Source organism: Paracoccus ravus (assembly GCF_004522175.1).
Lineage (GTDB): Bacteria > Pseudomonadota > Alphaproteobacteria > Rhodobacterales > Rhodobacteraceae > Paracoccus > Paracoccus ravus.
Genome location: NZ_SDEB01000006.1, coordinates 162,064 through 185,837, shown reverse-complemented (window position 1 = coordinate 185,837; position 23,774 = coordinate 162,064). Strand labels below are relative to the sequence as shown.

At 64.2% G+C, this 23,774-nt stretch carries 20 protein-coding genes; 13 read left to right on the top strand and 7 right to left on the bottom strand.

Annotated elements, in window-relative coordinates; all coding sequences use genetic code 11:
• Positions 1-32: 32 nt before the first annotated feature.
• The 4 genes from ESZ60_RS07575 to ESZ60_RS07560 all read right to left on the bottom strand — a co-directional run bounded on the left by ESZ60_RS07575 (position 33) and on the right by ESZ60_RS07560 (position 3,563).
• Positions 33-950: a hypothetical protein gene (locus ESZ60_RS07575; RefSeq protein ID WP_134679828.1), complete on the bottom strand. Its 918-nt coding sequence runs from the start codon at positions 948-950 to the stop codon at positions 33-35.
• Positions 947-2,047: a hypothetical protein gene (locus ESZ60_RS07570; protein WP_134679826.1), complete on the bottom strand. Its 1,101-nt coding sequence runs from the start codon at positions 2,045-2,047 to the stop codon at positions 947-949. Before ESZ60_RS07570 ends, ESZ60_RS07575 begins: the two co-directional genes overlap by 4 nt.
• Positions 2,048-2,169: 122 nt before the next feature.
• Positions 2,170-3,045, bottom strand: a complete 876-nt coding sequence (locus ESZ60_RS07565) for a LysR family transcriptional regulator (protein ID WP_134679824.1) — start codon at positions 3,043-3,045, stop codon at positions 2,170-2,172.
• Between the two features lie 53 nt (positions 3,046-3,098).
• Positions 3,099-3,563: an Lrp/AsnC family transcriptional regulator gene (locus tag ESZ60_RS07560; RefSeq protein ID WP_134679822.1), complete on the bottom strand. Its 465-nt coding sequence runs from the start codon at positions 3,561-3,563 to the stop codon at positions 3,099-3,101.
• Between the two features lie 113 nt (positions 3,564-3,676).
• On the opposite strand from ESZ60_RS07560, the gene putA reads away from it, so the two are divergent.
• From putA to phoB, 8 genes are all read left to right on the top strand, one after another.
• Positions 3,677-7,009, top strand: a complete 3,333-nt coding sequence (putA, locus tag ESZ60_RS07555) for a bifunctional proline dehydrogenase/L-glutamate gamma-semialdehyde dehydrogenase PutA (protein WP_134679820.1) — start codon at positions 3,677-3,679, stop codon at positions 7,007-7,009.
• Positions 7,010-7,480: 471 nt separating this feature from the next.
• Positions 7,481-8,581 (top strand): chorismate synthase, encoded by a 1,101-nt coding sequence (gene aroC / locus ESZ60_RS07550; RefSeq protein ID WP_134679818.1) that lies wholly within the window; start codon positions 7,481-7,483, stop codon positions 8,579-8,581.
• Between the two features lie 146 nt (positions 8,582-8,727).
• A complete protein-coding gene (locus ESZ60_RS07545; RefSeq protein WP_134679816.1) occupies positions 8,728-9,756 on the top strand; it encodes a substrate-binding domain-containing protein in 1,029 nt (342 codons plus the stop codon).
• 60 nt (positions 9,757-9,816) lie between these two features.
• Entirely contained in the window at positions 9,817-11,007 is a 1,191-nt protein-coding gene (gene pstC, locus ESZ60_RS07540; protein ID WP_134679814.1) for a phosphate ABC transporter permease subunit PstC, read from the top strand.
• On the top strand, positions 11,004-12,362 hold the full coding sequence (pstA, locus tag ESZ60_RS07535) for a phosphate ABC transporter permease PstA (protein WP_134679813.1): 1,359 nt from the start codon (positions 11,004-11,006) through the stop codon (positions 12,360-12,362). The genes pstC and pstA overlap by 4 nt, the downstream gene beginning before the upstream one ends.
• 20 nt (positions 12,363-12,382) lie before the next feature.
• Complete coding sequence (gene pstB / locus ESZ60_RS07530; RefSeq protein ID WP_134679812.1) at positions 12,383-13,180, top strand: phosphate ABC transporter ATP-binding protein PstB; 798 nt, start codon at positions 12,383-12,385, stop codon at positions 13,178-13,180.
• A 22-nt stretch (positions 13,181-13,202) separates the two neighbouring features.
• Complete coding sequence (gene phoU, locus ESZ60_RS07525) at positions 13,203-13,925, top strand: phosphate signaling complex protein PhoU (RefSeq protein ID WP_134679810.1); 723 nt, start codon at positions 13,203-13,205, stop codon at positions 13,923-13,925.
• A gap of 4 nt (positions 13,926-13,929) precedes the next feature.
• Positions 13,930-14,619 (top strand): phosphate regulon transcriptional regulator PhoB, encoded by a 690-nt coding sequence (gene phoB, locus ESZ60_RS07520; protein ID WP_134679808.1) that lies wholly within the window; start codon positions 13,930-13,932, stop codon positions 14,617-14,619.
• Between the two features lie 23 nt (positions 14,620-14,642).
• Here the strand turns inward: phoB and ESZ60_RS07515 are convergent, their stop codons facing one another.
• Complete coding sequence (locus ESZ60_RS07515) at positions 14,643-16,814, bottom strand: OmpA family protein (RefSeq protein ID WP_134679806.1); 2,172 nt, start codon at positions 16,812-16,814, stop codon at positions 14,643-14,645.
• Between the two features lie 150 nt (positions 16,815-16,964).
• Between ESZ60_RS07515 and ESZ60_RS07510 the strand changes: the two genes are divergently transcribed.
• Complete coding sequence (locus ESZ60_RS07510; protein ID WP_134679804.1) at positions 16,965-18,173, top strand: acyl-CoA dehydrogenase; 1,209 nt, start codon at positions 16,965-16,967, stop codon at positions 18,171-18,173.
• On the opposite strand, the gene dprA is transcribed toward ESZ60_RS07510, so the two are convergent.
• Both dprA and tldD read right to left on the bottom strand, forming a co-directional pair.
• Positions 18,170-19,405 carry a DNA-processing protein DprA gene (dprA, locus tag ESZ60_RS07505; RefSeq protein ID WP_134679802.1) on the bottom strand — a complete coding sequence of 412 codons (1,236 nt, stop codon included), beginning with the start codon at positions 19,403-19,405 and terminating at the stop codon, positions 18,170-18,172. The genes ESZ60_RS07510 and dprA overlap by 4 nt on opposite strands.
• A 75-nt stretch (positions 19,406-19,480) precedes the next feature.
• Positions 19,481-20,902: a metalloprotease TldD gene (gene tldD / locus ESZ60_RS07500; protein WP_134679800.1), complete on the bottom strand. Its 1,422-nt coding sequence runs from the start codon at positions 20,900-20,902 to the stop codon at positions 19,481-19,483.
• Between the two features lie 189 nt (positions 20,903-21,091).
• Between tldD and coxB the strand changes: the two genes are divergently transcribed.
• Genes coxB through ESZ60_RS07480 form a run of 4 tightly spaced genes read left to right on the top strand, consistent with a single transcriptional unit; the run spans position 21,092 to position 23,744 of the window.
• Positions 21,092-21,985: a cytochrome c oxidase subunit II gene (gene coxB, locus ESZ60_RS07495; RefSeq protein WP_245155611.1), complete on the top strand. Its 894-nt coding sequence runs from the start codon at positions 21,092-21,094 to the stop codon at positions 21,983-21,985.
• 9 nt (positions 21,986-21,994) lie between these two features.
• Positions 21,995-22,912, top strand: a complete 918-nt coding sequence (gene cyoE, locus ESZ60_RS07490) for a heme o synthase (RefSeq protein WP_134679798.1) — start codon at positions 21,995-21,997, stop codon at positions 22,910-22,912.
• Positions 22,906-23,166, top strand: coding sequence for a hypothetical protein (locus tag ESZ60_RS07485; RefSeq protein WP_245155610.1), 261 nt, complete (start codon positions 22,906-22,908; stop codon positions 23,164-23,166). Before cyoE ends, ESZ60_RS07485 begins: the two co-directional genes overlap by 7 nt.
• On the top strand, positions 23,163-23,744 hold the full coding sequence (locus ESZ60_RS07480; protein ID WP_134679796.1) for a cytochrome c oxidase assembly protein: 582 nt from the start codon (positions 23,163-23,165) through the stop codon (positions 23,742-23,744). The genes ESZ60_RS07485 and ESZ60_RS07480 overlap by 4 nt, the downstream gene beginning before the upstream one ends.
• The last annotated feature ends 30 nt before the right edge of the window (positions 23,745-23,774 follow it).

Genomic DNA, 23,774 nt, shown 5'->3' with positions numbered 1-23,774 from the left:
TTTGGAATAACTTGCGTGGGCCACCCTCGACGTCAATGGACGCTTTCCTGATAGGAGATATCGTCCTGAAATGCGGCGCGGATCTGGTCGATGCTGGCGCTGCTCAGGCGGGGCCGGGGGATGTCCTCCTGCCCGGCCAGGGGATCCGCGCGCAGCAATTCGCGGCGTGCGAGCTTGCGGTCCTTTTTGCCGGATGAGATGTCACGGAAAAGCTGGCGCGAGAGCTGGATCTTGAAACCCGGCATCGAACTGTTGACGCGTTCCTCGGGCAGGGTCAGGCTGCCCTCGGGCAGATGAAAGCGTCTGGTGATCTCGGCCATGAACGTATCGGGCGATTTCAGAAGCAGTTCATAACTGAGGCAGGAGACGTTCGTCGCTCCGAAAATCTCGCGCCATGGCGCAATCAGGCGGTCGAAGCGCAGGGCGGGAATGCCTTCGTTCCGCAGCACCTCCCAGAACTCGTCAAGATCCATGTCCAGCCGGATCCAGCGGATTCCGTCCATGTAATGGCTGGAAAAAAGCGTCTCCTGCTTGCGCGTGGTGAACAGGACCTCGACATCACGGCCAGACAGCGCCTCGGCAATGGCTTCGGCGGTCGCGATATTGTGACGGTAGTAGCGTGCCTCGCCATGCCGAAAGACAAAGAAACTGGGCGGATGGCCAAGGAAATTCTCATCCGACATGACCAGATTGGCCACGCCCCGTTCCTCGGCCTTGGCGACGAACTCCCGCAACAGCCCGCTGGCACTCGAGACGCGCTTGCCCGTCGGGTTGTTGTTCAGCCCGACAAAGGCCCAGCGAACCGCGCGGAACTCTTCGTCCAGCCCCGGAAGATGCCGCGCATCGCCGTTGCCCTCGATGACACGCCCGCCCAGACTCGCCTTGAGCGCAGATTGCACCATGGTCGTGGCGGTCTTGTGCGGACCGGGATGAAGGACGACCCGCATCATTTTTCCGCCGGCAGGATCGAGTCAGGCCAGGCCTCGAATGAGGGCGGCGTCACGCGATTCCTGATCTTTTTCCGCTTGGCGCGGATCGCGGCAAATTCGCTTCGCTGCTCGTCCGTCCGTTCCTTTCGGGGCACGGACTTGATTTCCTTGATCTTCTGCTTGATTTCCTTGAGTGCGCCGGTCTTCTTGAGCGGCTTTCTCTGGGTCAGGTCCTCAAGCTTGGAAAAGCAGGTGAATTCCTGCGCGAGATCCTCGAAATAGCCTTCGTAGCGCGTCCCGTAGATGAATTTCGACGCGTGATAATGCAGGATGACGGCATCGACCGCGTTCATCTTGTCGATCGTCTTGGCGGCCTTTTCATGGTCCTTCTCGGTGACAAGGGCGTCGCCGATATTGCGCGAGAGAGACAGGTTCCAGCGCTTTTCCAGCGGTTTATAGGCCCATCCCGCGCGGGCGATGGCGACCGGCATGGCGATCTGGTCGACCCAGGGCCGACGGGTCGGAACCTCTTCATTGGCGTCGATCTGCTGCGCCGTATCCAGCCACAATGCGCCGAAGCTCGGAAAGCCCGCCACCGGGACATTCGGAAAACCCACCACGCCTGCATTGAAGTAGGGCAGGGATTTGGCGTTGCTTCGCGCCAGTTGAACGGTTTCCTCCGGAACAGGAAGGTCGAACATGCCGTAGACGAGCGGCCAGTTCTCCTTCGGCTTGCCCCAGGTCATCACCCCTTCCGGCGCGGCGGAAACCGTGTTTTCGGCAAAGATCTCGGCCGGATCGAAGGGCTGCCACAAAACGATGTCGGTATCGAGGAAAAGGGTGAATTTCGTGTCCCGCGGTGCCGCGCATGCCAGAAGCTTGTTGCCATGCGGATAGGGCGGAGAGAATTTGTCCTGCGCGTCGATGAAGCGGATTTCAGCGTTGTTCGCGGCGAAATATTCGCTGACCTGCGCGGGCATGGTCTCGGCTTTTTCCTGCGGGCAGTAACCGATCACCTCGATATCGGGCATGTGCCGGCGGATGGATGCGAGAAGAAGCACGCCATCGGTGACGAGCTTCGGCGGGTCGATCACGAAGATTATGCTGACGTCTTTCATCGATATCCTCGGCTTGCCCAGTGACCAGGTACTTCGCCAAAAGTTAATGGCGCTGACAGGGGCGAAGTCAATGCTTGCCGGATCCCGGATCCGGAAATGCCGTGATCCGGGCAGGGCTGCTTTCAAGCCAGGCTTTCGACCGCCTGCCAGACCCGTCCGGTCAGGCCGCGCCCGCGCAGGGGATTGCGGTAGAGCCGGATCTGCATGGGCAGTTCGGGCGCCACGACCTCCAATCGCCCCGCCGCGATTTCGGGTTCGACCAGCAGGCGCGGCAGCCAGACGACGCCATGGCCCGCGATGGCCATGCTTTTCATCGCCTCTGCCATGGATGCCTCGTCGATATGGGCGACATAGACCTTGGGCGCGCCGGGCTGGCCTTGGGCGATCCGGGTCATCTGGTTCAGGAAAGAGCCGCGCGAATATTGCAAAAGCGGCATTCCCTCGGACAGCCATTCTCTGGGCCAGCCGGGGCGGACCACTGCGACCAGGCTGTCCTTTCCGACGACGAGATGCGGATAGCGCTCGGGGTCGAGCGCGATATTCACGCCGGGATGGGCATAGGTCAGGAAAAAGTCATAGCCGCCCTCGCTGAGCGCCTCGATGCAGCGGTCGAAATTCTCGGGCTTCACACGGCTGGTCATCTGCCCGGCCGCCGATTTCAGCCGCATCAGCCAGCCCGGCAGGAAGGTCACGCTGAGGCTGTGGAGCGACAGAAAAGAGATCTCGCCGCCGCGCGCGCGGGACTGGTCGCGGAACTCGGCGCGGCGGGCATTGAGCATGCGCACGGCCTCTTCGGCGGTCTCGCGAAACAGCACGCCCTCGGGGGTCAGGCTGACCGGGTAGCTGTCGCGCGACAGAAGATCAGTGCCGATCCATTCCTCGAGCGCGCGGATCCGGCGGCTGAAGGCGCTTTGCGTCACGCTGCGCAGCTCGGCCGAGCGCGAGAAGCTGCGCGTCTCGGCCAGCGTCAGGAAATCTTCAAGCCATTTGAAATCCATGCGGCCCCCTTTGGCCCCTCTCTAGCGCCGCCGCCTGTCGGGGCATGGCGCGGCTAAAGCTCGGTCCAGTTCTGCTCGACCACGGCTTCCATCGAGACATAGCTCGTCGTGGCATGGATATGGGGCAAGGAAGAGATCTTTTCCGCCATGATCCGGCGATAGCCCGCCATGTCCTTGGAACGGACCTTGAGCAGATAGTCGAATCCCCCCGCGATCATATAGCATTCCTCGATCTCGGGGATGGCGCGGACGGCCTCGTTGAACGCCTCAAGCGCCTTCTGCCTTGTATCGGACAGGCGCACTTCGACATAGGTGACATGGGTCAGGCCCAGTTGCAGAGGCGACAGGATCGCGCGATAGCCGGTGATCAGGCCCATTTCCTCCATCTGCTTGATGCGCAAGGCCACCGGTGTCTTGGACAGGCCCACTTTGCGCGCAAGCTCGGTGATCGGAATGCGCGCATTGGCGACCAGTTCGCGCAGGATCTTCATGTTGGTCGCGTCCAGAATGTCGTCCATTATCTATCAGACCGCCAAAATATGTTATGATCGTCTAATCATCTAACACAGTTTGGTCACATCGTCCACGTCGTTGACGGTATGCAGCCGACAACTATCAGGAGATTCCGCCCATGACCCAGCTTTCCGATCTTGGCCCCGACAGCAAATTCCAGCCCGAGCAGGATCTGCTGGACCGGCTCGTTGCCGAGACCGCGCTGGACGAGGCTGCCCGCGCCGCGATTTCGAACCGCGCCGCGCTGCTCGTCAGCCGCATCCGCAGCGAAGCCCGCCCCACCATGATGGAGCATTTCCTGGCGGAATACGGCTTGTCCACCCGCGAGGGCGTCGCGCTGATGTGCCTCGCCGAGGCCATGCTGCGCGTGCCCGACCGCGACACCATCGACGCGCTGATCGAGGACAAGATCGCGCCCTCGGACTGGGGCAAGCATCTCGGCGAGGCCTCGTCCTCGCTGGTCAATGCCTCGACCTGGGCCTTGATGCTGACCGGCAAGGTGCTGGATGACAGCCAGGGCGGCATCGCGGGCACCCTGCGCGGCGCCGTCCGCCGCCTCGGCGAGCCGGTGATCCGCGCCGCCGTCGGCCGCGCCATGAAGGAAATGGGCCGCCAGTTCGTTCTGGGCGAGACCATCACCAAGGCCCTGACCAACGCCAAGGAACGCGAGAAGCTGGGCTTCACCTACAGCTATGACATGCTGGGCGAGGCCGCGATGACCGGCGAGGACGCCGCACGCTATGCCCGCTCGTATTCCGACGCCATCGCCGCCATCGCCAAGGCCTGCGACAAGGGCTCGGTGCAGCTCAACCCGGGCATCTCGATCAAGCTTTCGGCGCTGCATCCGCGTTACGAAGTGGCCCAAGAGGCCCGCGTCATGGCGGAACTGGTTCCGGTCGTGCTGAAACTCGCCCAAGAAGCCAAGGCTGGCGGCATGGGCATGAATATCGACGCCGAAGAGCAGGACCGCCTGACCCTGTCGATGAAGGTGATCGAGGCCGTCATGGCCGATCCTTCGCTGGCAGGCTGGGACGGTTTCGGCATCGTCGTGCAGGCCTATGGCAAGCGCGCCGGTCTGGTCATCGACTGGCTTTATGAACTCGCGACCCGTCTGGACCGCAAGATCATGGTGCGTCTCGTCAAGGGCGCCTATTGGGACAGCGAGATCAAGCGCGCCCAGGTCGAGGGCTTCCCGGGCTTCCCGCTTTTCACCTCGAAGATCGCGACCGATGTGAGCTACATTGCCAATGCCAAGAAGCTGATCGGCTATGCCGACCGCATCTACCCGCAATTCGCGACGCATAACGCCCATACCGTCGCCGCCGTGCTGGAAATGGCCAAGGGCATCGAATATGAATTCCAGCGCCTGCATGGCATGGGCGAGCGCCTGCATGACATCGTCCTGCGCGAGAATGAGGGCCGCTGCCGCATCTATGCCCCGGTCGGCGCGCATCGCGACCTCTTGGCCTATCTGGTCCGCCGCCTGCTGGAAAACGGCGCGAACTCGTCCTTCGTGAACCAGATCGTCGACGAGTCGATCGCCCCCGAGGACGTGGCGCAAGACCCCTTCGCCGCTTTGGCAGGTGCCAAGGCTCCGGCAAGTCTCGTGACCCCGGACGCGATCTTCGGCGCGGGCCGTCCGAACTCGCAAGGCTTCGACCTGAGCGATCCGGCGGTGCTGGCCCGCATCGACGCCGCGCGCGACGTGGCGCTGCCCGATGCCGCCCCGATCACCGTCTCGGCCCCCTCGGGCGAGAGCTTCGACGTCACGAACCCCGCCACCGGCGAAACCGTCGCCCGGGTCACCGAGGCCGATGCCGCGACCGCGGCGCAGGCGATCACCGATGCCCGCGACTGGGATGCCGCTCCGGCCGAGCGCGCCGCCGTGCTGCGCCGCGCCGCTGATCTCTACGAGGCGAATTTCGGCCCGATCTTCGCGGCGCTCGCCCGCGAGGCAGGCAAGACCCTGCCCGACGCGGTGGGCGAACTGCGCGAGGCGGTGGACTTCCTGCGCTACTATGCCGCCGAAGGCGAGCGTGACGCGCGTGCGCCGCGTGGCCGCATCGTTGCGATCAGCCCGTGGAACTTCCCGCTGGCGATCTTCACCGGCCAGATCGCGGCCGCGCTGATGGCAGGCAACGCGGTGCTGGCGAAACCCGCCGAGCAGACCCCGGTCATCGCCGCCATCGCCGTGCGCCTGCTGCACGAGGCCGGCGTTCCCGCCGCCGCGCTGCAATTGCTGCCGGGGCAGGGCGCCTCGGTCGGCGCGGCGCTGACCTCGGATGCGCGCATCAAGGGCGTGGTCTTCACCGGCTCGACCGATACCGCGCGCATCATCGCCCGCGCCATGGCCGCCAACATGGCCCCCGGCACGCCGCTGATCGCCGAGACCGGCGGCCTGAACGCGATGATCGTCGATTCGACCGCGCTGCCGGAACAGGCGGTGCGTGACGTGGTGAACTCGGCCTTCCGCTCGGCCGGCCAGCGCTGCTCGGCGCTGCGCTGCCTGTATGTGCAAGAAGATATCGCCCCCCATCTGATCGAGATGATCAAAGGCGCGATGGACGAGTTGACCGTCGGCAATCCGTGGGAGGTCACCACCGATGTCGGCCCGGTGATCGATGCCGAGGCGCAAGAGGGCATCAAGTCCTACCTGGCGCAGAAGCGCGCCCGCGTGGCCTATGCGCTGGAAGCCCCGCAAGGTGGCCATTTCATCGCGCCGACCATGCTGACCGTGAATGGCATCGACGACCTCGAGCGCGAGATCTTCGGCCCGGTCCTGCATGTCGCGACCTTCGCGGCGGGCGAGATCCCGGCCGTGGTCGATGCGATCAACGCCCGCGGCTACGGCCTGACCTTCGGCCTGCATACCCGCATCGACGCGCGCGTGCAGGAAGTCTCGCAGGCGATCCATGCCGGCAATATCTATGTCAACCGCAACCAGATCGGCGCGGTCGTGGGCTCGCAGCCTTTTGGCGGCGAAGGGCTCTCGGGCACGGGTCCGAAAGCGGGCGGTCCGCTTTACCTGAACCGCTTCTACGCCCCGGCGACCGAGGCGACCGCGCTCAAGGCCCCCGAGGCCGAGCAGTTCATGCCCGGCCCGACCGGCGAGATGAACCGCCTGCTGATCAGCGCGCGTCCGACCATCCTGTGCCTCGGCCCGAGCGAGGCCGATCGCGCGGCGCAGGTCGCGGCGGTCCGAGCGCTGGGCGGCGAGGCGGCCACCGGCAGCGAGCAGGCGGTGCTTTCGGGCAAGGTCGATGCCTCGGCGGTGCTGTGGTGGGGCAATGCCGACAAAGGCCGCGCCCTTGCCGAGGCACTGGCCAAGATGGACGGCCCGATCCGGCCGCTGATCTGCGCCATGCCCGATGCCGCGCATGTGCTGCATGAGCGTCACCTTTGCGTCGATACCACGGCGGCGGGCGGCAACGCCGCGCTGCTGGCGGGCTGATCCGACATCTGGCGCCGTGGCTTGGCTGCGGCGCCCGGAAAATACGAAAGGGCGCAGGTGTCTCTGGCCCGCGCCCTCCCTCACTGCTTTGCCGCACCCCACCACAAGCACAGCGAGCAGTTGTCGCATGGATCCTCGCCGATGCTGTCGCGTATGCGCCAGTTTTCGCTGGCGACGCGCCTGCCTTGCGAGAGCCGGCCGAGGAAGGACCACTCATTAAACAAATCCGGGATGACCAACACATCCCTCCCCACCGGCCAGTGCATCCTGTCCGCGATGGACCGGCTGCCTGCCCGTCGGGTTATTCCATATCAGCCGTGAACGTGACGTGAATTCCAGCAATTTATTGTTTAAAAATGAAATTACAGATGATCCTCTGATTCGGACCGGCCGCGCGGCGCACCCTTGCCGGGATTTCACATTGCCTGACCGGCCAGCCCCCGTTATCGCAGGCAAAAAGGGTCAGGAACCATGAGCTTCAATACTTTCGGCCGCGTCTTTACCTTTACCACCTGGGGCGAAAGCCACGGTCCCGCGATCGGGGTGACGGTGGATGGCTGCCCTCCCGGCATCGCGCTGGACGAGGCGTTCATCCAGCAATTCCTGGACCGCCGCCGCCCCGGCACGTCGAAATTCACGACCCAGCGGCAGGAGCCGGACCAGGTGCGCATCCTTTCGGGCGTGTTCGAGGGCAGGACCACCGGCACCCCGATCCAGCTGATGATCGAGAATACCGATCAGCGCAGCAAGGATTATGGCGAGATCGCGCAGGCCTTCCGGCCCGGCCATGCCGATATCGCCTATCACCTGAAATACGGGATCCGCGACTATCGTGGCGGCGGCCGTTCCAGCGCGCGGGAAACCGCGGCCCGTGTCGCCGCGGGCGGCGTGGCACAGGCCGTGCTGCGCGAACTTGCGCCGGATCTGCGGATCATTGGCTATATGGCCCAGATGGGCCGCCTGCATCTGGACCGCGCCAATTTCGATGCGGCCGAGATCGGCAACAACCCGTTCTTCCTGCCCGATGCCAGTGCCGTCCCGGCTTGGGAGGACTATCTCAATGCCGTGCGCAAGGAGCAGAACAGCGTCGGCGCGGCGATCGAAGTTCTGATCAGCGGCTGTCCCGCCGGTCTGGGCGCCCCGGTCTATGCCAAGCTCGATACCGACCTTGCCGCGGCGATGATGTCGATCAACGCCGTGAAAGGCGTCGAGATCGGCGAGGGCATGGCTGCCGCCGGCCTTTCGGGCACCGAGAATGCCGATGAGATCCGGATGGGCGATGAGGGACCGCGATTCCTGTCCAATCATGCGGGGGGAATTCTTGGCGGTATCTCGACCGGGCAGGAGATCATTGTCCGCTTCGCGGTCAAGCCGACAAGCTCGATCCTGACCCCCCGCCAGACCATCAACCAGAAGGGTGAAGAGATCGACCTGATCACCAAGGGCCGCCACGATCCCTGTGTCGGCATCCGCGCGGTTCCAGTGGCCGAGGCCATGGCCGCCTGCGTGATTCTCGATCACCTGATGCTGGACCGCGCCCAGACAGGGGGACGCCGCGGCCTTATCGGCTGAGTTTTCCACAGGAAAAAAGCCGCGGGACGCATTCCCGCGGCTTTGTCACACGGCTGTCACACTTCCTTTGCATAAGCGTCGCAAAACGACACTAGGGATCGCCCCGAGGCCGATCCCGGCCCCCAGGAAATGTCAGGAGTGATCCTATGAAATGCGCGAAACTCGCCGTATCGGCCCTTGCGATGCTTGCCGCTTCGGCGACCGTCGCCTCTGCCCGTGACCAGATCCAGGTTGCCGGTTCCTCGACCGTTCTGCCCTATGCGACCATCGTCGCCGAGGCTTTCGGCGAGAACACCGATTTTCCGACCCCGGTCGTGGAATCGGGCGGCTCCTCGGCCGGTCTGAAGAAATTCTGCGAAGGCGTGGGCGAGAACACGATCGACATCGCCAATGCCTCGCGTCCGATCAAAGCCTCGGAGATCGAGGCCTGCCAGGCAGCCGGCGTCACCGACATCATGGAAGTCCGCATCGGCTATGACGGGATCGTCTTTGCCAGCGACATCGCCGGCAACGACTTCCAGTTCACCCCGGCTGACTGGTTCAATGCGCTCGCCGCCAAGGTCGTGAAAGACGGCAAGGTCGTCGACAATACCGCGACCAAATGGAACGAGATCCGCGCCGACCTGCCCGACCAAGAGATCCTGGCCTTCATCCCCGGCACCAAGCACGGCACCCGCGAAGTCTTTGAAGAAAAAGTCATCGCCGAGGGCTGCAAGGAATCGGGCGCGGCTGACGTCTTCAAGTCCGAACTGGGCGAAGACGCCGCGGGCGAAGCGTGCATGGCGCTGCGCACCGACGGCAAATCGGTCGATATCGACGGCGATTACACCGAAACCCTGGCCCGCATCCAGTCGGCCAAGAACGGCATCGGCGTCTTCGGCCTGTCCTTCTACGAAAACAACACCGACAAGCTGAAGGTCGCCACCATGGCTGGCGTGACCCCCTCGACCGAGACCATCGCCAAGGGCGAATACCCGGTGTCGCGCCCGCTGTTCTTCTATGTGAAGAAAGCCCATATCGGCGAGATCCAGGGCCTGAAGGAATTCGTCGAATTCTTCGTCTCGGATGATTTGGCCGGTCCGGAAGGCCCGCTGGCCGCCTATGGCCTGGTCGCCGACCCGGAACTGGCCGCCACCCAGGAAGCGGTCGCCGGCGAAGCCGTCCTGACCAACTGATCCCCCAGGCGCGGGGCCAGTCCCCGCGCCTATTTCCTCCCTTCCCACTCCGAGGCCCAAATGCCTGTCTCCTGGACCTTGCTGATCGTCCTGGCCATGGCAGCCGCGGGATTTGCCATCGGCCGCTCGCGCGTTCTTGCGGCGGCCGGTGGTGATTCGCGCAGGCTGCATTCGCGCACCAGCTATTACGGCTGGAACATCGCGTTGTTTACCGCTGTGCCCGCCCTGTTCCTGATCGCGATCTGGCTCTTTGCGCAACCCCAGGCGAATCGTTGGGTTCTGGGGGCCGCCGCGCTTGTTTTGGCCGCGATGGGGCTGTTTTGGACCTTGGGCCGCACCACGCCGCAGTTCCGCGCGCGCATCGCGGTCGAGGGCTTTGTCCGCGGCCTTCTGATCATGTGTTCGATGATCGCGATCCTGACCACTGCGGGGATCGTGTTCTCGATGCTGTTCGAGACCGGGCATTTCTTTCGGCAATATCCCTGGCAGGAATTCTTCTTTGGCACGACCTGGTCGCCGCGCTTCGGCGGAGGCTCGCAGCTGGGCATCCTGCCGCTGCTCTGGGGCACGCTTTATATCTCGTTCATCGCGCTGGCGGTTTCGATCCCGATCGGGCTCTTCGCGGCCATCTACATGTCGGAATATGCCTCGCCCCGGCTGCGCGGCATCGCCAAGCCCCTGATCGAGGTGCTGGCCGGTATCCCGACCATCGTCTACGGGCTTTTCGCGCTGGTCACCGTCGGCCCGGCGCTGCGGGATTACTTCGCTCAGCCGCTGGGGCTGGGCAGTTCGGGCTCTTCGGTGATGACGGCGGGGCTGGTCATGGGCATCATGCTGATCCCCTTTGTCAGCTCGCTTTCGGATGACATCATCAATGCCGTGCCCCAATCGCTGCGCGACGGCGCGCTGGGGCTTGGCTCGACCAAGTCCGAAACCGTGCGCAACGTGGTCCTGCCTGCGGCCTTGCCGGGCATTGTCGGCGCGATCCTGCTGGCCGCATCGCGGGCCATCGGGGAAACCATGATCGTGGTTCTGGGCGCAGGTGCCGCGGCCCGGATGGATCTCAATCCTTTCGAGGCGATGACGACCATCACCGTCAAGATCGTCAGCCAGCTGACCGGTGATACCGATTTCGCGGCCCCCGAAACGCTGGTCGCCTTTGCGCTTGGCCTGACTCTGTTCGTGATCACGCTGGGGCTGAATGTCGTCGCCCTTTATGTGGTGCGCAAATACCGGGAGCAATATGAATGACCGACGCAACCCTTTCCGCAGCGCCGGCCGCCGCCCCGAAGCCCCGCGCGTCGCTGCTGATCGCCGATGAGCGGACCCGCAAGCGCAATGCCGCCGAAAGCCGCTTCCGGGCCTATGGGCTGAGTGCCATCGGCATCGCGCTGATCGCGCTGGTCGTGCTCTTGAGCAGCGTGCTGACCGACGGGATCGGCGCATTTCGCCAGACCTATCTGACCCTGCCGGTCGCGCTCGACTCGGCGCGGCTGGACAAGAACGGCAATCGCGACCCCGAGGACATCAAGAAGGCCACCACGCTGACCTATGGCAAATTGCTGGATCAGGCGGTTCAGAATACCGTCGCCCAGCAGGGCATCGCCATCGCGGGCCTGACTGAAAAGGATGTCTCGGATCTGGTGTCCAAGGAGGCCTCGGCCCAATTGCGCAACCGGGTCATCGCGAATCCCGAACTGATCGGACAGACGGTCGATGCCCGCGTTCTGGTGAATGGCCGCGTCGATGGGTATTACAAGGGCCGCGTTTCGATGGACTCGGCCGCGCGCGACAGCAACACCTCGCCTGCGCAGCTGCAATTGGCCGATGCGCTCAAGGATAAGGGGCTGCTCGCGACGCAATGGAACTGGTCCTTCCTGACCAATCCCGATGCCTCGGACCAGCGCCCGGAAGCCGCCGGTGTCGGCGTCGCGATCCTCGGCTCGCTCTACATGATGCTGGTGGTTCTGGTCCTGGCGGTGCCGATCGGCGTGGCGGCCTCGATCTATCTCGAGGAATTCGCGCCCAAGAACCGCCTGACCGATATCATCGAGGTCAATATCTCGAACCTCGCCGCCGTGCCCTCGATCGTCTTCGGTATCCTCGGTCTTGCCGCCTTCATCAATTTCGCGGGCCTGCCGCAATCTGCCCCGATCGTGGGCGGCCTCGTGCTGACGCTGATGACGCTGCCGACGATCATCATCGCGACCCGCGCGGCGCTCAAGGCGGTGCCGCCCTCGATCCGCGATGCGGCGCTGGGGGTCGGCGCCTCGAAGATGCAGTCGGTCTTTCACCACGTCCTGCCACTGGCCATGCCGGGCATCCTGACCGGCACCATCATCGGGCTGGCTCAGGCCCTGGGCGAGACCGCGCCGCTCTTGCTGATCGGCATGGTGGCCTTTGTGAAGAACTTCCCCGCAGCCCCGCCTGAGGGTCTGTTCGATCCCGCCTCGGCGCTGCCGGTCCAGGTCTATAACTGGACGCAGCGCGCCGACCCCGCCTTTTTCGAGCGGGCCTCGGGGGCGATCATCGTGCTGCTCGTGTTCCTGCTCTGCATGAACATCCTTGCCATCTTCCTGCGCCGCAAGTTCGAGCGCCGGTGGTAATCCAGAGAGGAATTGCCAATATGAACGACATGAGACTCCTGGAGCGCGCCGTGGACCAGACCGATATCAAGATCTCCGCGCGGAACGTGCAGGTCTATTATGGCGACAAGCACGCCATCAAGGATGTCGATGTCGACATCCAGGACAAGACGGTGACCGCATTCATCGGTCCTTCGGGCTGCGGCAAGTCGACCTTCCTGCGCTGCCTGAATCGGATGAACGACACGATCGACATCAGCCGTGTCGAGGGCAAGATCATGCTGGACGGCGAGGATATCTACGACAAGCGCGTGGACCCGGTGCAGCTTCGCGCCCGCGTCGGCATGGTGTTCCAAAAGCCGAACCCCTTCCCGAAATCGATTTATGACAACGTGGCCTATGGCCCGCGCATCCACGGCCTGGCCCGCAACCGCGCCGAACTCGACGAGATCGTCGAGAAGTCGCTGCGCGGCGCGGCGCTCTGGAACGAGGTCAAGGACCGGCTTGCCGAGCCGGGAACCGGTCTTTCGGGGGGACAGCAGCAGCGCCTGTGCATTGCCCGCGCCGTGGCCACCCAGCCCGAGGTTCTGTTGATGGACGAGCCCTGCTCGGCGCTGGACCCGATCGCGACCAGTCAGGTCGAGGATCTGATCGACCAGTTGCGGGCCGAGTTCTCGGTGGTGATCGTCACGCATTCCATGCAGCAGGCCGCGCGTGTCAGCCAGAAGACCGCCTTCTTCCATCTGGGCAACCTGGTGGAGTTTGGCGATACGGACGATATTTTCACCCGGCCGCAGGACCCGCGTACGGAAAGCTACATTTCCGGCCGCATCGGCTGAACCGGTCCCGAAAGGAATTCAGATGAACAGCGATCGTCACATCATGTCGGCCTTCGACCGCGATCTCGAAGGCGTTCAGGCCCTGGTTGTCAAAATGGGCGGCATGGTCGAAACCGCCATCCACGACGCCGCCATCGCGCTGGAAACCCGCGACGAGGAACTGGCCGAGGATGTCCGCCGCCGCGACAAGGCAGTGGACGAGCTCGAGCTTCAGATCAATGAAGAGGCCGCGCGCATCATCGCGCTGCGCGCACCGCGCGCCACCGATCTGCGCATGGCCCTGACCGTGATCAAGATCTCGGCCATTCTGGAACGGGTCGGCGATTACGCCAAGAACATCGCCAAGCGCAGCCATGTGCTGGTCCATATGCCCGCCGTCGAAAGCTCGGGCATGGCGCTGCGGCGCATGTGCCAGACCGTCGAGGGCATGATGAAGGACGCGCTCGACGCCTATATCCAGCGCGACGCGGCTCTTGCTGCCGATGTGCGCAAGCGCGATCTCGAAGTCGACCAGATGTATAACGCGCTGTTTCGCGAATTCCTGACCTACATGATGGAAGACCCGCGCAATATCACCGCCTGCATGCATCTGCATTTCATCGCCAAGAATATCGAGCGCATGGGCGATCACGCCACCGGCATCGCCGAGCAGGTGATCTATCTTGCGACCGGCGCCTTGCCCGAGGACGCCCGCCCGAAAAGCGACAGCGTCAGCCGGGCGACCCTGAACGAGGGCGAGGACTGACATCATGGCCCAGACCCAACCCTGTGTGCTCGTCGTCGAGGACGAGGGCGCGCAGCGTGAAGTGTTGAAATACAATCTCGAGGCCGAGGGCTTTTCGGTCGTCATGGCGGAAAACGGCGACGAGGCTATGCTGCTCGTCGCCGAGGAACAGCCCGACCTCATCGTGCTGGACTGGATGCTGCCGAATGTCAGCGGCATAGAGATCTGCCGCCGGGTCAAGGCTGATCCCGCGACCCGTCAGATCCCGATCATCATGCTTTCGGCCCGTTCCGAAGAGGTGGACCGGGTGCGCGGGCTGGAAACCGGGGCGGACGATTATGTGGTGAAGCCCTATTCCGTGGTCGAGCTTATGGCGCGGCTGCGCACCCAATTGCGCCGCACCCGTCCCGCGACGATGGGCGAAAGGCTGTCTTTCGGCGATATCATTCTGGATGCGGGCGAGCATCGCGTCTTTCGCGCCGGTCAGACCCTGCACCTTGGTCCGACCGAGTTTCGCCTGCTGTCCACGCTGATGGAAAAGCCGGGCCGCGTCTGGACGCGCGAGCAGCTTCTGGACCGGGTCTGGGGTCGCGACATCTATGTCGATACCCGCACGATCGACGTTCATGTCGGTCGGTTGCGCAAGGCGCTGATGGTGCATGGCGGCGATAATCCCGTACGCACGGTGCGCGGAACCGGCTATTCGCTGGGCTAGCCGGTTCCGCGCTTTTTCGCGCCTCAGACGTCGCCCTGTTCGAGCAGGTCGGTGATGCGGCGCACGCCGACGCGGCGGTTGTCGCGTTGCGGCCCGTCGCTGGGGACAAGCAGGAATTCCTCGCCATAGCCCTGCACGACCATATTCTCGGGCGGGACCTGGAAATATTCGGTCAGTGCGAGCGCCAGCGATTCCGCCCGGCGGTCCGACAGGGCGAGGTTGGAGGCCTTCGATCCCACGGCATCCGTATAGCCTTCGATCATGAACATCTCGTTCGGGTTGGCGTCGATGGCATCGCGGATCACCTTGCCCAAAGTGGACAGCTGTTCGGCCTGCGACGAGGCAAGCGCGGCAGAACCCGTGTCGAAGGTGATCTGCGGCACATTGACCGGCGCAACCAGCGATCGGACTTCGGGAATGTCGCGGATCTGGCCCAGGCTGAAGCGACGGTCGGTCGCGGATTCGCGCAGCAATGCCGCGCGCAGTTCGTCCTCTTGCAGGGGGCGGTCGTAATATTGGACCGGCTGCGGGCGGGGCAGGGTCGAAACCTGCACCGGCTGGACGGCGGTATCATTGATCAGAGGCACCTGCGTCCCGTCCGGACGGACCAGCGTGCGACGCAGGATATTCGCGTTCGCATCCCGGATCGTCACCACGCGGCTGCCATCCTCGCGCCACACGGTGGTGCGGGTCGAACCGTCCTGAAAACGCTCGGTCTCGACATTCGAGCCGGGCTGATACAGCAGAGCATTGTCGTCGCGATAGATCTGCTGGCTGCCATCCGGCATGGTCATGACCACACGGTCGCCGGTATTCAGCGCGACCTGCCGACCGTCCAGAAGCTTGCCGACGGCCATGCCGGCAGCACCCGCCAGCAAAAGCGCGCCCACGGTCTTGAGCGTATCGTTATCGTCATCCTCGTCGTTTCGCGCTTCATTCCGGTCGCGCTGGCGCTCGCGGCGATCCACTTCGCGCCGCAATTCCTCGTCGCTCAGGCGCCGACCGTCCCGGGAATCGGACTGGATGCGGGTGCGGAAATCCTCGTCCGAGCGGCGGGCCTGATCGCGGGTGATCCTGCGCTCCGACACCTCGCCACGGCCGCTTTCCGCAAGTGCCGCGGCCGCCGGCGCGGCAGAAATCTGCGCGGCCCGGCGTGTGACCTCATTGTCGCGATGACGCGCTTCGGGAGGCGCGATGCGGGCCGCGCCGTCGCCCTCCTCAAGCCGCTCGCGCAGCTGGTTCGAGGTCAGCCGGTCTTGGCCCGCATTGTCCTGCGCCCGTCGCGGTTCGTCTTCGGCGCGGCGCCGCTCGTCCTGGTCTCGGCGAGGCGGATCCCCCGCGCGGCGCTCCTGGTTTTCGGGCGGCTTGGGAGTCTCGTCGGCGCGTCGCGGTTCAGATTCACGCTCACGCTCGGCGGCGTCGCGCTGCTTCGGCTCACGGCGCTTGGGGCTTTCCTTCTGCTCCATCGCGCGGCGAAGTTCCTCGGCGTTCTCCGGGTTGCGGCGGTTTCCTTCGCCCTCATCGGCGCGGTTTTCCCGCGCGCGCTCGGCCTCGGGGCTGCGGCGGGGCTGGTCATTCTCATCACGAGCCGACACCGCCGCTGCCGTGGCCGCAGCCTTGCGCGGCTGGTCGGAATCGCGATCCCCCGCATTGCGCGGGGCATTGTCGCCGCCATCGCGGTCTTCTGCAGATTTCTCACGGGCGCGCGGTGTATCCTCAGGCCGAGTATCTTGGGCGGCGCGGCGCGGGGCGGCGTCTTCGCGCGCTTCTGCCTTGGGTTTTGCCTCTTGGCGCGGGCGTTCCCGCTCGGCCTCGGGGCTGCGTTCGGGCTGGGCGTCACGCTGGGGCTTCGGCTTTTTCGGTTCGGCCTGCTGCTCACGGGCCGGTTGCTTCTTGGGTTCGGCCTGTTCTTCCCGGGCGGGTTGCTTCTTGGGTTTCGGGGCCTCATCGGCCGCTTTGCGAGGTTCGTCGCGGGGGCGTTTCTCGGCCGGCTTCTGCTGCTGCTTATCCGCCTGTTTCTTTTGCTCGCGCGGGGCATTTTGCTGTTCCTGCCCTTCCTTCTGGGCGCGCTGCTGTTTCTTTTGTTGAAGGATAATCTCTTCCTTATCCGGATTTTCCTGCGCCACGGCTATATGCGGCATGGCAATTGAGAGGCTGGCCACGAGGGCCGTGGTGGTCTTGAAGATGCGGCGCATGGCGATTCCTTTTTTGCGATGGACGCCCTTGATTGGTCGCAGCATAAACCGGGCCATGGATGTCGAGGTTCCTCAACAATGCCGTGACCGGCGACGGGCAGGCGAGGTTCAGCCGCATCCAGCCGGGCAGATCGTCGCAGGAGGAACGAGATGGCTTTGAAACCGAAGGATGCGCCCGAACTGGGACGTTTCGACTGGGAGGACCCGTTCCGCCTGGAGGGGCAGCTGACCGAAGAGGAACGGATGCTGCGCGATGCCGCCCGCGCCTATGCGCAGGACCGCCTTCAGCCGCGCGTCATCGCGGCCTATCGCGACGAGGTGACCGATCCCGAGATTTTCCGCGAAATGGGAGAGATGGGCCTTTTGGGGATCACCATCCCCGAGGAGTTCGGCGGGCTCGGCGCGTCATATGTTGCCTATGGCCTTGTCGCGCGCGAGGTCGAGCGCGTCGATAGCGGCTATCGCAGCATGATGTCGGTGCAGTCCTCGCTGGTGATGTATCCGATCCATGCCTATGGGTCGGACGCGCAGCGGCGCAAATACCTTCCGAAACTCGCAAGCGGCGCATGGATCGGCTGCTTCGGCCTGACCGAGCCGGATGCCGGATCGGACCCTTCGGGGATGAAGACCGTGGCGCGCAAGACCGATGGCGGCTATGTGATTTCTGGCTCGAAGATGTGGATCTCGAATGCGCCGATTGCCGATGTCTTCGTGGTCTGGGCCAGATCCGAGGCGCATGGCGGGCAGATCCGGGGCTTCGTGCTGGAAAAAGGCATGAAGGGCCTGTCCGCCCCCAAGATCGGCGGCAAGCTCAGCCTGCGCGCCTCGATCACCGGCGAGATCGTGATGGACGGGGTCGAGGTCCCCGAGGACGCGATCCTGCCAGGTGTCGAGGGGCTGAAAGGACCGTTCGGCTGCCTGAACCGTGCGCGCTATGGCATCAGCTGGGGCGTGATGGGGGCTGCGGAATTCTGCATGCAGGCGGCGCGGCAATACGGGCTGGACCGCAAGCAATTCGGTCGGCCGCTTGCCCATACGCAGCTGTTTCAACTGAAGCTGGCCAATATGATGACCGAAATCGCGCTGGGGCTTCAGGCCAGTCTTCGCGTGGGGCGTCTGATGGACGAGGCCGGGGCCGCGCCCGAGATGATTTCGATCATCAAGCGCAACAATTGCGGCAAGGCTCTGGATATTGCCCGCATGGCGCGGGATATGCATGGCGGCAATGGCATTCAGGAAGAGTATCAGGTCATGCGCCATGCCGCGAACCTTGAAACCGTGAATACCTATGAGGGCACGCATGATGTCCATGCCCTTATCCTCGGGCGCGCGGTGACCGGGGCGCAGGCGTTCTTCTAGCTGCCTGAGAGGGCGATCCGGCCTCCGGCCAGACGCTGGACCCGTCCTGCGAGTTCGAGCGTCAGGATCGCCGGAACGATGGTGGCGGCCGGAATGCCGAGATCGCGGATCAGCAGGTTTTCTTCCGTCGGACTGGGACCAAGCATCGCCAGAATGCGCGTCTCAAGCTGCGCCGGTCCGCCGCGATCTTCCGCCGCTGGCGGAGGAGGTGCAGGCGCGGTCCCTTGCGCCGGGAATGTCGCGATGTCAGCCGCTTCGTGCCGATGGCGCGATAGGGCGGCGGACGATGAGACCGGCGAGGTCGCGCCCGCCGCCCTATCGCGCCGGGGGTGCGGAACGGCCTGCGTGTCGATGTTCAGGGCGGCCAGCACATCCTCGGAGTGCCGCACGAGAGTCGCGCCGTCGCGGATCAGCCCGTTGCATCCGGCGGCGCGGGCATCCATCGGGTGGCCGGGAACGGCCATGACCTCACGACCCTGATCAAGGGCCGCCTTGGCGGTGAGCAGGCTGCCCGAGCGATGCGCGGCCTCGATCACGACCACGGCCTGCGACAGGCCCGAAATGATGCGGTTGCGGGCCGGGAAATGACGCGCCACCGCCTCTGTGCCCGGAGCCTGCTCGCTGATCAGGAGCCCGGTTTCGCAGATCGCTTCTGCCAGTCGGGCGTTTTCACGGGGATAGACCCGGTTGATGCCGCCAGCCATGACGGCGATGGTGCCCGTTGCAAGCGCGGCCTCATGAGCCACGCTGTCCACCCCCCGCGCCAGACCGGCAATGACACCAAGGCCGGCAGCGGCAAGCCCGGCAGACATTCCTCGGGCCATGCGCAACCCGAGCGACGAGGCGTTTCGCGCGCCCACCACGGCGATCGGGACAAGCGACAAGACTGCGGGATTGCCTCGTATCCACAGAACCGGAGGGGCGTCGGCGATGTCACGCAAATGCGGCGGGTAATCCGCGTCGCCCCAGCAGATCAGCCGTGCACCGGCGCGCGATCCGGCCTCGATCTCGGCCATTGCCACCGAAAGGGGGCAGGGGCTGTAATCTGCGAGCCCCGCATCCCGCGCGATTTGGGGCAGTGCCGCAAGCGCGGCCTCGACCCCGCCATATTCGGCGAGAAGCCGGTGAAATGTGGCAGGCCCGACGCGGCGGGACCGGATCAGCCTCAGCGTGGCGACCCGGTCAAATCCACGATCCGGCCGATCTGTCACGATCGGAACTGCTCTTGCCATGCGCCATGCCTCGTTTCATCGCTGCATGGGTGATGGCATTCGCCGGTTAAGATTTCGTTAGCGGTGACGCAGAGATCACGCGGCCGAGCCGCCAATGGTCAGCCCGCCGATCATCAGGCTCGGCAGGCCCACGCCGACCGGCACCCATTGGCCCTGCTTGCCGCAATTGCCGATGCCGGGATCCAGCGCCAGATCATCGCCGATCGCCCGGATCTGCTGCAGCGCCGTCGCCCCGTCGCCGATCAGGGTCGCACCGCGAATCGGATCTCCGACCTCACCGTTCTTCACGCGGTAGGCCTCGGTGCAGGAGAAGACGAATTTTCCATTGGTGATATCGACCTGTCCGCCGCCAAAGCCGACCGCATAGATCCCGTCCTTGAGATCGGCGAGAATCGCGGCGGGTTCATCCTGACCGCCGAGCATGAAGGTATTGGTCATGCGCGGCATGGGAGCATGGGCATAGCTTTGGCGGCGGCCGTTGCCGGTCGGCTCGACGCCCATCAGGCGCGCGTTCTGGCGGTCCTGCATGTAGCCGACGAGGATGCCGTCCTCGATCAGGACATTGCGGGCAGGGGCGTTGCCCTCGTCATCGACCGAGATCGAGCCGCGCCGGTCGGGAATCGTGCCATCGTCGATCACCGTGACGCCGGGCGAGGCGACGCGGCTGCCCAGCAGCCCGGCGAAAGCCGAATGGCCCTTGCGGTTGAAATCGCCCTCGAGCCCATGGCCCACGGCCTCATGCAGCAGGATGCCGGGCCAGCCGGGGCCAAGCACCACATCCATGACGCCTGCGGGGGCGGGGACCGAGCGCAGGTTCACCAGCGCGATGCGCAAAGCCTCGCGCACCTGCGCCTGCCAGTGATCCGGAGCGATCAGCCCGTCCAGCGGAATGCGCCCGCCGCCGCCTGCGCTTCCTGATTCGCGACGGCTGTTCGATTCCACGATGACCGAGACATTGATCCGCGCCATCGGGCGGATGTCGGTGGCCAGCCCGCCTTCGGGGCGCAGGATCGCGATTTCCTGCACCGAGGTCGAGATGCTGGCCGAAACCTGCACCACGCGCGGGTCGAGATCGCGGGCGAATGCGTCGATCTCGCGCAGAAGCGCCACGCGGGTGGCGAAGCTGATGCCCTCGGCAGGGTCGAGCGCGGCGTAAAGCGGGGCGATCTTGCCCTTGGGCGGCAAGGCCAGCGTGCCACCGCCATCGCCCACGGCAAGGCGCACCGTTTCCGCGGCCTTGCGCAATGCTGTCTCATTGATTTCGGTGGAATGGGCATAGCCAGTCACCTCGCCGCGCACCGCACGCAACCCGAAACCCTGATCGGCGTCATAGCTTGCCGTGCGCAGCCGGCCATCGTCGAAGACCAGCGCCTCGCCCCGCGAACGTTCGAGGAAAAGCTCGCCATCATCGGCCCCGGCAAGCGATTCTTTCAGGATCTGCAACGCATGGTTGCGGTCAAGATGGGTCTCGAATGGCGAAAACGGCGATGCGGTCATGCGTGAAGTCCTTCTTGCCGGATGGCATCGTGATGGGTGTGCCAGAAGGCATCGACTATGGGTTTTTTGGCTGTAAGTCGATAGGTATGGCTTGCCCGACCGGGGAAGATATGCTTGTCAAACTGTACCGATATCGGCCGGGCTGGAGGACATTGCCCGCCGATGGGATGTAGGCAACGGGATGGGATAATGGCATTTGCGACGATGCGCCGCACTCTGGCGGCGGGAACCGGGCTTGGACTTGCGGCTCTGGCGGGTATCCCGGCCGCTGCGCAGGAAGTGCTGGGCGACCTGCCCGTGATCGGCAAGCCGGTGAATGGCGGCATGGGCTTTCAGCCGGCGTCGAGCCCCCTCGCACATGATCAGCAATGGCTGGACCATTTCGTCCTGTACATCATCACCGCGGTCACGATTTTCGTTTGCCTTTTGCTGCTGATCTGCATCCTGCGCTATAACAGCCGCGCCAATCCGGTGCCGGCCCGTTTTACCCATAACACCCCGATCGAGGTGGCATGGACGCTGGTTCCGGTGCTCATCCTTGTGGGGATTGGCGTATTTTCTCTGCCGGCGCTGTTCCGCAGCCAAGAGATGCCCAATGATCCCGATCTCGTGATCAAGGCGATCGGGCATCAGTGGTATTGGTCCTATGAATACCCCAATGACGGCATTGCATTCGACGCGCTGATGCTGGAAAAGGACGCGCTTGCCGAGGCCGGTTATTCCGAGGATGAATACCTGCTCGCGGCAGACAACCCGGTGGTTGTTCCGATTGGCAAGAAGGTTCTGGTTCAGGTCACGGCGACCGACGTGATCCATAGCTGGACCATTCCCGCCTTTGCCGTGAAGCAGGACGCCGTGCCGGGCCGTATCGCGCAGCTCTGGTTCGAAGCGGATCAGGAAGGCGTTTATTTCGGCCAGTGCTCGGAGCTTTGCGGCATCAACCACGCCTATATGCCGATCGTCGTGAAGGCGGTTTCGCAAGAGAAATACGATGCGTGGCTGGCGGGCGCCAAAGAGGAATTCGCCGCCGACGCATCCGATTACCTGCCGGGCCAGCCCGTGAAGCTGGCCTCGGTCGAATAAGGACCAAACGTGGCCGATATCAACGCATATCACGGGCCGGCCGAGGCCGGATTCGGGGATTACGTCGCCCTCCTGAAACCGCGCGTCATGTCGCTGGTGGTGTTCACGGCCTTTGTCGGGCTGTGGATCGCGCCGGTGTCGATGAACCCCTTTGTCGCCTTCTGCTCGATCCTGTTCATCGCGCTTGGCGGCGGGGCCTCGGGCGCGCTGAACATGTGGTATGACGCGGATATCGACGCGGTGATGAAGCGCACGGCAAGCCGTCCGGTTCCGGCGGGTTTGATCCCGAAGCAGGATGCGCTGGCGCTTGGTATCGCGCTGTCGGGCCTCTCGGTGATGATGCTGGGGCTGGCTGCGAATTGGTTCGCGGCCGCCTTCCTCGCCTTCACCATCTTCTTCTATGCGGTCGTCTATACGATCTGGCTGAAGCGCTCGACGCCGCAGAACATCGTGATCGGCGGTGCGGCGGGTGCTTTCCCGCCGATGATCGGCTGGGCCTGCGCCACCGGCGGCATCGGCCTCGAATCGCTGCTGATGTTCGCGCTGATCTTCTTCTGGACGCCGCCGCATTTCTGGGCGCTCGCGCTGTTCATGAACAATGACTACACCAATGCGGGCGTGCCGATGCTGACCGTGACGCATGGCCGCAAGGTCACGCGCCGTCATATCTTTGGCTATACGCTGGTTCTGGCACCGTTTGCGATCTGGCTGGGCTTCACCTCGGTTGGGGGTTGGATCTACCTGTCGGTGTCAGCGGTGTTGAACCTGCTGTTCATCGCAGGCGGCTGGCAGATCCTGCGCCGCGGCGACGATGCGGCGGCAGCCGACAAGTACAAAGTCGAGAAACGCTACTTCCGCCTGTCACTTTACTATCTGTTCCTGCATTTCACCGCGCTTCTGGTCCAACATTGGGTGGGGGCATGGTGATGTTGCCGCAGGTCGAACATGAGTTGCACAAGCGTCGCCGGAGCCGGAATCTAGGGCTGCTGGCCGTGCTTCTGGGCTTTGTTGCGCTGGTCTTCGGCCTGTCCATCGCCAAGATCACCAGCGGCGACATGCTGGAGGGCTATGATCACCAGCCCCGCGCCACGATGCTGCCCAAAGACCCCAATCCCCCGGTCCCGAACGCCGCTCCGGTCGCAGCCCCCGGAACGCCCGGCGCAGCTCAGGTCAAGCCATGACACAGCCGCGCTCGAACGCCCGCATTGTCAGCCTTCTGGTCGGCGTTGTGATCGTTATGGGCGCTTTGTCATGGGCGGCCGTGCCTTTCTATGACTGGTTCTGCCGCGTGACCGGCTATGGCGGCACGACGAATGTCGCCGCCGCCGCCTCGGATGTGGTGCTTGAAGAGAAAGTGCGCGTCCGTTTCGACGCCAATGTCGACACCAATATGGGCTGGACCTTCCGCCCGATGCAGCGCGAGATGGAGCTGCGCATCGGCGAGAACGCCATCGCCTTTTACGAGGCGGTGAACAATACCGACCAGCCGATCACCGGGACCGCCAGCTATAATGTCGCCCCCGAGATCGCCGGTTACTATTTCAATAAAATTCAATGCTTCTGCTTCACCGAGCAGACCCTGCAACCGGGCGAGCGGATCGAAATGCCGGTCAGCTTCTTCGTCGATGCCGGTCTGGTCGATGATCGCGACGCGGGGCGCATCCGCGATATTACCCTGTCCTATACTTTCCATCGAAGCGAACCTTCGGCACCGAAACAGGCGGCGCTGAACGGGGCGACGACACCGAAAATCAACTAGAGCAACAAGACGCAGCAACAGCGGAACGCA